The 10,349-nt window shown below is 70.5% G+C and carries 12 protein-coding genes; 7 read left to right on the forward strand and 5 right to left on the reverse strand.

Translation table 11 applies throughout. The features are described 5' to 3' along the window. Positions 1–105: 105 nt before the first annotated feature. The 3 genes from P696_RS56655 (at position 106) to P696_RS0138385 (ending at position 2,016) form a co-directional block, all read left to right on the forward strand. A complete protein-coding gene (locus P696_RS56655; RefSeq protein WP_157430187.1) occupies positions 106–1,128 on the forward strand; it encodes a helix-turn-helix domain-containing protein in 1,023 nt (340 codons plus the stop codon). A gap of 250 nt (positions 1,129–1,378) precedes the next feature. Then, positions 1,379–1,687: a hypothetical protein gene (locus P696_RS0138380; RefSeq protein WP_026416474.1), complete on the forward strand. Its 309-nt coding sequence runs from the start codon at positions 1,379–1,381 to the stop codon at positions 1,685–1,687. After that, on the forward strand, positions 1,684–2,016 hold the full coding sequence (locus tag P696_RS0138385) for a hypothetical protein (RefSeq protein ID WP_157430188.1): 333 nt from the start codon (positions 1,684–1,686) through the stop codon (positions 2,014–2,016). The genes P696_RS0138380 and P696_RS0138385 overlap by 4 nt, the downstream gene beginning before the upstream one ends. 66 nt (positions 2,017–2,082) lie before the next feature. Here the strand turns inward: P696_RS0138385 and P696_RS0138390 are convergent, their stop codons facing one another. Beyond that, positions 2,083–3,177, reverse strand: a complete 1,095-nt coding sequence (locus P696_RS0138390) for an epoxide hydrolase family protein (RefSeq protein ID WP_034489067.1) — start codon at positions 3,175–3,177, stop codon at positions 2,083–2,085. Positions 3,178–3,198: 21 nt separating this feature from the next. On the opposite strand from P696_RS0138390, the gene P696_RS0138395 reads away from it, so the two are divergent. Continuing rightward, a complete protein-coding gene (locus tag P696_RS0138395) occupies positions 3,199–4,191 on the forward strand; it encodes a helix-turn-helix transcriptional regulator (RefSeq protein WP_026416477.1) in 993 nt (330 codons plus the stop codon). Here P696_RS0138395 and pdxR read toward each other — a convergent pair. Beyond that, complete coding sequence (gene pdxR / locus P696_RS0138400; RefSeq protein ID WP_026416478.1) at positions 4,175–5,566, reverse strand: MocR-like pyridoxine biosynthesis transcription factor PdxR; 1,392 nt, start codon at positions 5,564–5,566, stop codon at positions 4,175–4,177. The genes P696_RS0138395 and pdxR overlap by 17 nt on opposite strands. 86 nt (positions 5,567–5,652) lie before the next feature. Here pdxR and P696_RS0138405 point away from each other — a divergent pair, with 86 nt between their 5' ends. Continuing rightward, the gene (locus P696_RS0138405; RefSeq protein WP_342669063.1) at positions 5,653–6,402 is read left to right on the forward strand and encodes a metallophosphoesterase; all 750 of its coding nucleotides are present in this window, start codon (positions 5,653–5,655) and stop codon (positions 6,400–6,402) included. Positions 6,403–6,428: 26 nt separating this feature from the next. Further along, complete coding sequence (locus tag P696_RS0138410) at positions 6,429–7,079, forward strand: HAD family hydrolase (RefSeq protein WP_026416480.1); 651 nt, start codon at positions 6,429–6,431, stop codon at positions 7,077–7,079. Positions 7,080–7,114: 35 nt separating this feature from the next. Here P696_RS0138410 and P696_RS0138415 read toward each other — a convergent pair whose 3' ends face one another. Beyond that, positions 7,115–7,936 (reverse strand): sugar nucleotide-binding protein, encoded by an 822-nt coding sequence (locus P696_RS0138415; RefSeq protein WP_026416481.1) that lies wholly within the window; start codon positions 7,934–7,936, stop codon positions 7,115–7,117. Positions 7,937–8,106: 170 nt separating this feature from the next. Here P696_RS0138415 and P696_RS50940 point away from each other — a divergent pair, with 170 nt between their 5' ends. Beyond that, positions 8,107–8,631 (forward strand): P-loop NTPase family protein, encoded by a 525-nt coding sequence (locus P696_RS50940; protein WP_245627993.1) that lies wholly within the window; start codon positions 8,107–8,109, stop codon positions 8,629–8,631. 335 nt (positions 8,632–8,966) lie between these two features. On the opposite strand, the gene P696_RS0138425 is transcribed toward P696_RS50940, so the two are convergent. Together P696_RS0138425 and P696_RS50945 are read right to left on the reverse strand one after the other, a co-directional pair. Beyond that, complete coding sequence (locus P696_RS0138425; RefSeq protein ID WP_026416482.1) at positions 8,967–9,617, reverse strand: class I SAM-dependent methyltransferase; 651 nt, start codon at positions 9,615–9,617, stop codon at positions 8,967–8,969. A 27-nt stretch (positions 9,618–9,644) separates the two neighbouring features. Further along, positions 9,645–10,127 carry a hypothetical protein gene (locus P696_RS50945; RefSeq protein WP_157430189.1) on the reverse strand — a complete coding sequence of 161 codons (483 nt, stop codon included), beginning with the start codon at positions 10,125–10,127 and terminating at the stop codon, positions 9,645–9,647. Between the last annotated feature and the right edge of the window lie 222 nt (positions 10,128–10,349).

Genomic DNA, 10,349 nt, shown 5'->3' on the forward strand with positions numbered 1-10,349 from the left:
TGGGCTGTTCGCCACCCGGGCGGATGCGTATGGTCTTCTCGGTGGATCTTGACGATTCGTCAGGCTCTTCGTTGGCGGCGATGAGCCGGCGTTGGGGGTTGTCACATGCAGGATCAGCCGCCTTCCCCGGACCGCCCGGATCCCCGGCGGGCGAAGGACGCGCGCGAGTTCGTCGCCGCCATGCGGCAGTTGAGGGCCTGGTCGGGCTTGACCTTCCGGCAGGTGGAACGGCGATCCGCCGCCCATGGCGTCCCGCTGCCGCACAGCACGCTGGTGACCGCGCTTCGACGGGACACCCTGCCCAGAGAAGAGCTCGTCGCCGCTTTCGTTCGTGCCTGCGGTTGCTCGGCGGAGACCGTGTCCGCGTGGGTGAGCGTTCGCCGACAACTGGCCATGGAACAGGCGCAGGCGACCCCATCCGCGCCAACGCCGCCCGCCGCGCCCACGAACCCTGCACGGATTCCGGCCCCGGCAACGATCACGAGCGCGCCTCCGGTGATCGCCGGACCGTCGCGTCCGCCGGTGAGCGGCAACGCACGACGCGATCGGGTCGCGCGGGTGTCAAGGCTCGTCGGTGTGCTGATGTTCCTGCTGGTCGGCACAGCGCTCACGCGGGGAAGCGCACCGGCAGACCACGTTTCGCCGTCGCCGCAGGCCCAGTCCGCGCCGACTCCGGCACGTCCGGCGGCCTTGGTGAAGAGCCGCATCCGATCGGCCCAGACGGGCCGCTGCCTGTCGGCTCGCCGGGACGTTGACGGCCGGATCTTCCCGATGTCCTGCGCCTACGCCTTCCCCGCACGGTCGCTCCAACTCCAGCCGGACGGCAGCTACGTCATCACCACGCGCCACCCCGAACTCGGTCCGGGGTGCATGGGGGTCCGCCGGGTCGAGGTACGCGGCGAGGTGGACGACGACTTCTGCGGACGGAAAGGCGCGAACACGGCCGACCGCTTTTGGCTTGTGCGTTCCAAGGCCGGTCCGGACGCCTATCAGCTCAGAATCGCGCATACCGAACTCTGCATAGAGGCGCCCGCGCGTCCCGGGCTTCCCGTTTTCCTGTCCACCTGTGATCCCGGCGGGATCGCGCAGGCGTTCACCATCGAGGCCGATCCGCGCACGGGCATGTAGTCACCAGGCATCACGGCTGCGGCCGCACTGTTGGGAAGGCCATAGTCGCAGGTCATCCCGGGTCGACCAAGACCGACCAAAGCCGACCACCAGCGGCTCTGGCCCGCTCCTGAGGGCACGGACAGGCTGTCCACGAGCGCGGCGAGCACGGCTTCGTCTCCCTCCTCGAATGATGAAGGAGGAACGGTCGGAACACGCGAACACCCGCGCATCGAAATCACACGGCCGCGCACGACGCGAAGGAGCATGAATGAAGGTAAGGCACGTCTCCCGGCTCACCGGGTTCGGCCTGGCGATCACCACCACGGCCGGTCTCTTCACGGCCGTGGCGCCCGCCGCCCTCGCCACCCCGGACGGCTGCTGGTCACGCATCACCTCGTCCGTCCGCGGACGCGGGGCCTGCTCCGACATGTCCGACGGCGGCTCCTGGCGGCTGGGTATCCAATGCAACGGCCAGAACTACTACACGCCGCGAAAGTACACCTCGACCCCGGCCAGCAAGGACTGCCCTTCCGGGACGACCATCAGCCACGTCTGGACCGACACCTTCGCAGGATGAAAGTGGGACACATGCGCAAGTCGGCCCGATTCGGCACGCTCGCCTTCGTGGCGGTGGCCGCCGCCGCTCCGCTCATCGCCGCCGCGCCCGCCCAGGCGGCCGTTCTCGGCAATCCGACCGGATGCCATGCGTGGAGGGAGAGTTCGAGCAGCGGCATGGGAGTGTGCACGGCGACCAACGGCGGCAAGTGGCGTACCGGTGTCTCCTGCACCGACGGCCACTACTACTACAGCCAATGGACGGGATACACCGATCCCAGGCGAGCCCGCTGTGGCGCGGGAAGGCTGACGCCGGGCATCGACCCCTGGATCGACACCAAGGAGACCTGACCCCACCGCGGTAGCCGAAGGGGCCCCGGCGCGAACCCGCACCGGGGCCCCTGGAGCAGCAGGCGGTCAGAGGGAGCGGTAGAAGGCGCGGATGTCTTCGGCGAGGAGTTTCGGCTGCTCCAGGGCGGCGAAGTGGCCGCCGTGGTCGAACTCCGTCCAGTGGACGATCGTGTCGGTCTGCTCGGCGAGCTTGCGGACGGGCAGCGCCACGTCGTGCGGGAAGACGGCCACGCCGGTGGGCACCGGTGAGCGCTCCGGCCTGCTCCAGGCGTGGGCGAACTCCCAGTAGAGCTGGGCGGACGAGGAGGCGGTGTTCGTCAGCCAGTAGATCGTCACGTTGGTGAGCAGCCGGTCGCGGTCGATCTCCCCGTCGGTCCACTCCTTGAACTTCTCGGCGATCCAGGCGAGCTGTCCGGCGGGTGAGTCGGCCAGGCCGTAGGCGAGGGTCTGCGGACGGGTGGACTGGACGGCCATGGATCCGCCGAGGTCGCCGGTGAAGCGCTCGAGGCCCTCGAGCCGGGCGCGGTCGGACTCGTCGAGGTCGTCGACGGGGCCGGTGGGGAAGGTCAGCAGGTAGTTGATGTGGATTCCGACCAGGTGGTCGGGGTCGACGCGTCCGAGTTCCCGGGCGACGCCCGATCCCCAGTCGCCGCCGTGCGCGCCGTACCTGTCGTAGCCCAGGCGCGCCATGAGCTCGGCCCAGGCGCGGGCGATGCGGTCGAGCGTCCAGCCTCCGTCCGGCTGCGGCCCGGAGAATCCGAATCCCGGAAGGGACGGGATGACCAGGTGGAAGTCCCGGGACAGCGGCTCGATCACGTCCAGGAACTCCACGACGGAGCTGGGCCAGCCGTGGGTGAGGATCAGCGGCAGCGCGTCCGGGTCGTCCGAGCGGACGTGCAGGAAGTGGATCCGCTGGCCGTCGATCTCGGTGATGAACTGCGGGTGGGCGTTGAGTTCGGCCTCGTGGACTCGCCAGTCGTAGGTCGTCGTCCAGTACTCGATGAGCTCGGAGAGGTGGGAGACGGGGACGCCCCGCTCCCAACCCGCGCCGGGGACCTCGCTGGGGAGGCGCGTCCTGCCCAGCCGCTCGCGGAGGTCGTCGAGGTCGGCCTGGGGAATGTTGATGATGAAGGGTTCTATGGGGATCACCCTCCATCCCATGTAGGCAATATCGTTGCCTAGATGACGGCTTCCCGGCTTCTGATGCTGCTCTCCCTGTTGCAGACCCGTTCCGAATGGTCGGGTTCGGAGTTGGCCCAACGCCTGGAGGTCAGCCCGCGCACGATCCGGTACGACATCGACGAGCTGCGCGGCCTCGGCTACCCGATCCAGGCCACGATGGGCGCGATCGGTGGCTACCGCCTGGGGGCAGGAGGGACGTTGCCTCCCCTGCTGCTCGATGACGAGGAAGCGGTCGCGGTGGCCGTGGGCCTGCGCACCGCCGCCGGTGGCGCGGTCACCGGCATCGAGGAGACGTCGGTGCGGGCGCTGGCCAAGCTGGAGCAGGTGCTCCCGTCGCGGCTGCGCAGCCGGGTCAACGCGCTGCACAGTCACACCACGCCGATCACCGCGGCCGGCGCCCCCGTCGACGCCGAGACCCTCACGACCATCAGCGCCGCCTGCCGGGACCGTCACCGGCTGCGCTTCGACTACCGCACGCACGCCGGTGACGACCAGGTCCGGGACGTCGAGCCGTACCGGCTCGTCCACATGAACCGACGCTGGTACCTGGTCGCCTGGGACGTGCGCCAACAGGACTGGCGGACGTTCCGCGCCGACCGGATGACACTGCGGATCCCGCACGGCCCCCGTTTCACTCCCCGCGAGTCGCCACCGCCCGACCTGGTCCCGCGAGGCGTGGACACGGCGCTCTTCCGGTACCGCGCGGAGGTGATCGTCCATGCCCCGGCCGACTCGGTCACGGTGCCCAGCGCGGTGCGGGTGGACCCGGTGGACGACGACACGTGCGTCGTCCACGCGGGCGCCGACACCCCTCACCAGCTCGCCCTGCACATCCTCATGCTCGACGCCGACTTCACCGTGGACGGCCCGCCCGAGCTCCTGGAAGCGTTGAGGACGATCTCCGCCCGGTGCGCGATCGAAGGAGAAGGGCGTCGACCGTCCGGTGCGTCGAACGAGCCGAACGGCTCCGCGCGCTTCAGGCGAGGGCTGTGAACAGGGCGTCCAGGGCTGCCGGGTAGGCGCGTTCTGAGGGGGCGGCGAAGCCGACCAGGAGTCCCCCGGGACGGCCAACGGGGTCGTGGTGGAGTTCGGAAAGGCCGCGGATCGCGACGCCGTGCGCCGCGCAGCGGTCCATTGCCTCGGCTTCGGACGGGCCGTCGTCCGGAAGGGTGAGCAGGCTGTGCAGTCCGGCAGGCACTCCGTGGACGGCCAGGCCGGGAACGGCGGCGACACGGTCGAGCAGGAGGGCGCGGCGACGGCGGTAGCGCAGGCGGGCCGCTCGAACATGGCGGTCATGGACGTGCCCGGCGATGAGGTCCGCGAGGACCAGCTGGCTGAGGGTTTCGGTGTACAGGTCGGCGTCCTGCTTGGCTCGCACGACGTCGGGCACGAGGCGGGGAGGGAGCACCATCCATGCCAGGCGCAGCGCCGGGCTCAGCGTCTTGGAAGCCGTCCCGCAGTAGACGACGTGGTCGGGCGCGATCCCCTGCAAAGCCCCGACGGGTTGGCGCTCGTAGCGGAACTCGCCGTCGTAGTCGTCCTCGACGATCACACCACCCGTGGACCGTGCCCACGCGCACACCTCCTGGCGGCGGACGGGGTGGAGCGGCACACCGGTCGGGTACTGGTGCGAGGGCGTGAGGAACACGGCCCCGGCGTCCGTCGGCATCAGGTCCACGCGGGCGCCCTGCCCGTCGACCGGCAGCGGCGTGGTGGAGATCCCGCCACGCTGGACGGCCTGGCGGAAGACGTTGTGGCCGGGGTCCTCGACCGCGGCGGACGTCGCTCCCCCAGCGGCCAGCACGCCGCTGAGCAGGCGCACACCCTGGTAGTAGCCGGACGTGATCACGATCCGGTCGGGTGAGGCGACGACGCCGCGCGTGCGACCGAGGTAGTCGGCGAGCGCGCGGCGCAGCTCGATCCGTCCTTGGGGGTCACCGGCCGCGAAGACCTCAGGACGGGAGCCGTTCAGCACCCGCCGCGTCGCCGCGAGCCAGGCGTTGGTGGGAAACGCGGTGAGGTCGGGACGTCCGGGCCGCAGATCGTGACGGGGACGCGGCGGCCCGCTCGGCGGTGACGGCTCACCCTCCGGCGCACGCGACGTCAATCCCACCACGGTGGTGCCCGCCCCCGGTCGCGTGGCCAGGATCCCCTCCTCGGCCAGCTGGTCGTAGGCGGCCGTGACGGTGCCCCGGGAGAGGCCGAGGTCCTGCGCCAGCCCCCGCGTGGACGGCAGGAGCGTCCCGGCGGGCAGACGTCCGTCCTGGATCGCCGCGCGCAGGGCGGACTCCAGGCCCGCCCGCCGCCTGCCGGTGACCTGAAGGTCGAGATGCAGGTCGAGGCCCGAACTGGACCAAGAACGTGTCATGAGACTGGATCTTATTTCTGGTCCAGTCGCCTTCTAGTGTCGGGATCCGGATCTCCCGCCGCACGAAGGGACCACCCGCGTTGATCGTGATCGCCCATGTCAGCGACGTCCACCTTGACACCGGTGAGCGCAGCACCGAGCGCACCCGGGCCGTCATGACCTACCTCGAGGGCCTTCCCCACGACCTGGACGCCGTCCTGGTCACCGGGGACATCGCCGACCACGGCCGTCCGGAGGAGTACGAACTCGCCCGCGAGCTGCTCGCCTCACGACACCCCGTCATGGTCTGCCCCGGCAACCACGACGACCGTCCCGCCTTCCGGGAATTCCTGCTGCGCCAGCCGACCTCGAAGGCCCCGATCAACGAGGTACGCAATGTCGGCGGTGCCGTCATCGCGCTCTGCGACTCCTCGATACCGGGCGCGGACGAGGGCTTGCTGGAGGACGAAACCCTGGACTGGCTCGCTCACGTCCTGGCGGAAGCCCCGGAGACGACACCCATCCTCGTCGGATTCCACCACCCGCCCGCCCTGCTGCACGACCCCTTCATCGACGGCATCCGCCAGTTCCACACCGAACGGCTCGAGGCCCTCGCCGACCACCATCCCAACCTGGTGGCCTTCCTGTCCGGACACGCCCACACCGCCGCGGCCACCACGTTCGCCGGACGTCCGCTGCTGGTCGCCCCGGGAGTGGTCTCCACGCTCCGCCTGCCGTGGGAACAGCGCCCACGCCCCGAGGACTACGTCTATCTCGACCAGCCACCGGCGCTCGCGTTCCACATCCTGGACGACACCGGACGCCTCACCACCCACTACCGATCCGTCCTCGGCTGACCGTCCGGCGCTTTTGGAGTTCACGCATGTCCCACAAACTGGTCATCTTCGACAACGACGGGGTGCTCGTCGACAGCGAGCGCATCTCGCACCGGATCCTGTCCGGCTACCTGACCGAGCTGGGCTTCCCGATGACGCTCGAGGAGTCCGTCCACCACTTCCTCGGCACCGCCGGACGCAACGTCCACGAGGTGGTCGCCGACCGGTACGGCGGCCACCTCCCCGACGACTTCATCGCACGCTGGCACGAACGCGTCTTCGCCGCCTTCCGCCAGGACCTCACCGCCACGCCCGGAGCCGCCGACCTCCTCACCGAACTGCGCCGACGCGGCATCCCCTACTGCCTGGCCTCGTCGTCCGACCGCGCCTGGATCGACCTCACCCTCGACCGGACGGGCCTGCGCGACCACCTCCGTCCCGAGATCGTTTTCAGCGCCGAGGACGTGGGCGGCGTGGGCAAACCCGCCCCCGACCTCTTCCTGCACGCCGCGGCATCACTCGGCGTCCACGCCCACGATTGCCTGGTCGTCGAGGACAGCCCCAACGGCGTCCTCGCCGCCCGCGCCGCAGGCATGGACGTCCTCGGCTTCACCGCCCTGACCCCCGCCGCCCGCCTCCAAGCCGCCGGAGCCACAACCCTGATCGCCGCTCTCTCCGAGGTCATAAACCACCAGTGAGCCCACGCGAAGAAGCAGCCGATCCTCTTCCGGCTTCAACCCCTGAGGAACTGCCGCGCCCCACGAAGCCTGGTGCGCAGCCGCCGTTGAGTGACAGTGCAGTCAAGCCGAATATCGACCGGCCCGCGCAACCCGACATCGCCCCGCCGCCCGGACGGCACCGCACCCACGTCGAGGCCGTCCCGGCGAGCGATCAGAACTCCCAGCTCATGACGGCTCACCGCGTCGGCACCGGCGACATGGCAGACACCACCCTGACCAGCCGACGCGAGCTCAAGCAGCGCCGCAGCCAGGTCACCGACGTGGACAGGGCAGCGCACGTCATCAGTGAACAGCACACCGTCGTCCCGTCCCGCGACCAGAGCATGGACTCGGCGTTCGTGCACAGACCCGCCGTCACCGATGATCAGCGAAGTGCGGGCGATCACCGCAGCCGGGCTGATGGCTTTGATCGCGGTCTCAGCCGCGGCCTTGGCAGCGCCATAGGACGTGGTCGGGTCCGGCACCGACGTCTCGTCATAACGGACCGCACGCCCCGAGAACACGGCGTCACTGGAGACGTGAACCAACCGAGCACCCACCGAAGCCGCGGCGACGGCAACGTGCGCAGCACCGTCGGCGGTGCTCGCCCAGTCGTCCTGCCGAAAGGCGGCGTTGACCACCAGGTCCGGCTCGCCTGCAGCCACCAGGTCGGCGACCTGTCGGCGGTCCCGAACGTCCAGGGCGTGCCACTCCGCGCCGACCCCGTCGGTCGGACGCGTCTTATAAGTCGCGGCCACCTCATGCCCCGCGTCCAGCGCCTGCCGGGCGACCTCACTGCCGAGGAACCCGCTCCCACCGACGACGAGGACCCTCACAACAACCACGCTATAGCCGCCCGTCCGAACCTGCCGTCCCGCTCAGTGATCCTCGGCCCGTCACCAGGGGGTCGTGTTCTGTGAACCGGTGGCGGTGGGCGCGTGTCGGGCCTTCAAATGGGCTGATGGTCGCAGTTCGGGGGCGCGGGCAAGGGGCGCAGGCGTTGATCGTGCTGCGCGGCAACTCCGGTTCGGGCAAGTCCAGCGTCGCGGCTGAGGTTCGGCGTCGCCACGGGCACCGGGACCTTGCCGTTGTCGCACAGGACGTCGTCCGCCGGGAGATCCTGCGGGAGCGTGATGTTCCGGGTGCGGCGAACATCGACCTGATCGACACCATCGTCCGCTGGAGCCTGGGGCACGGATATCACGTGCTGCTCGAGGGGATTCTCTACAGCGGCCGTTATGGCGCGATGCTCGAGGCGCTGGTCACCGACCACCCAGGCCCCAGCCACCTGTACTACCTGGACATCCCGTTCGAGGAGACGTTGCGGCGCCACACGACCAAGCCCAACGCTCACCATTTCGGGGAACGGGAGATGGCTCGTTGGTACCGCGCACGGGACCTCCTGCCCTGCCCCCACGAGACAGTGATCGGCCCCGACCAGTCCCTGCACGCAACGGTGGAGCAGATCATGCGCGACGCACGCCTGCCGTCCGCCCCCGAGCCTGCGTCAGCACCGGATCGGCCGAACTGAGGCGGTGGCCGACGAACGCGTGGCACACCCAACGGCTGGGCTCGAGCGGTTCCTCGGGCAGCCATGCCCCTGTGCGCTCAGGGGCAGATCTTGTGTTGGGGTCCCACCAGACCAGATGGAGGACTGCTGTTCGGCGGTGGTGATGCGGGTGGCGTACGCCTGGTAGGCCTTGCGTTCGGCAGGGCTGGCGGCCTCCGGCGCCCCCGTCTGTGAGGACCCGGCGACCTCCAGCCGCCGGATCTCCCTGGACCGGGCGGGATTCACCCGCCTGCTGCACGAGGCCGCCGCCGGCGGCGGCCGCCAGAGATCACCTGAAGCCTCCCGCCGAGGATGCGTCAGGCGGGGACGGGGACCGGGTGCGAGCTGCGGCAGGGCTGGAAGCGGGCCAGGTAGGCCAGGGTCGGGCCGCGTCGTGTGTCCAGGTGGAGACCGGCCGCGTCGGCGAGGCGGTGGAGCCGGCCGAACGGGATCCAGTGCCGGTCGAAGAACTCCCCCACCACCAGCCGTCCCGTCGGTGCGAGGACCCGCGCGGCCTCCTGGAGGACCCGTTCCGGCTCGGGGATCTCGCCGAGCGCGGTGACGAGGTAGACGCCGTCGAAGGTCTGCTCCGCGAACGGCAGCGTCCGGGCGTCGGACTCGGTCGCGGTGATGTTCGTGAGGCCGCGCTCCTCGGCGCGGCGGGTCAGGTGGTCGAGCATCTCCGGCTGGATGTCGACGACGTCGAGCCGCCCCTCCGGGCCGAGCTGCGGCGCCACGTGCAGTGACTGCAGGCCGGTGCCGGGGCCGATCTCGAGGATCCGTTCGCCGGGGCGGGGGCGGAGCACCTGGTCGAGACCGGCGCACGTCAGGTACGGCAGGGGAACGTCGAGCAGGCCCCGCTGGGCATACGGGTAGGGCGCCCGGTCGCCGAACCACCACGCGGCCGCCGCGGCGCCGCCGGCGGCGGCCAGTCCCCAGCGGGTACGGCGAGCGGTCAGTACGGTCATTGTTCCTCCAGTGAGTGGTGATGGTGTTCAGGCGCCGTGGGGAAGGCTCGGCGCGGGATCCCGGCGCGGGAACGTCCTGACGGCCAGGACGGCGCAGGTGATCGCCAGGGGCAGCTCGAGGAAGACCGCCATCGCAACGGCCGTGGCCCGGTCGCCGCCCGGCGTGGCCGTGACGACGTCGAACCAGGCGTCCACGACCGGCAGCGGCGCGGTCGCGGCCGCCGCCAGGCAGCCGCGAGGGCCACGGCGGGCGAGGAGCACGCCTGTGGTGATCAGACCGAGCGCCTCCAAGCCGTCGAACCCCGCCCACGCCGTCGACCAATGCGTGGCGACCGCCGTGGCCGGAAGGTCGAACGCGAGCACGAACAACCACGGGACCAGTGCCAGCCCGGCGCCGATCAGTACGAACGCCGGCCAACGCGGCCCGTCGCGCCACCGGTGGGGACGGACGGGCGGGCCGTCGTCGTTCTTCGTCGTGTCGCGAAGATCGATCACCGGTGCATTCGTCATGACCACGAATCTAGGAACGGACCACGATCCACCGCGTCGGCCGGCGGATGTCACCTCTTCCCAGGCCATCGGCCCAGGGGCATATCCGGCGTACATCCCCGGGGCGACGCGCAGAGCCGACGCCGCTCACGCCCGCCAACTCCCCGACCAGCTCGACGCGCCGCCCGTTCCCGAGGAGCCGTCCGGCCCCGCCGCGGACACGCCCGTGACGCTCGACCTGCC

The organism is Actinomadura oligospora ATCC 43269 (assembly GCF_000518265.1).
GTDB classification, from domain to species: Bacteria; Actinomycetota; Actinomycetes; order Streptosporangiales; family Streptosporangiaceae; genus Spirillospora; species Spirillospora oligospora.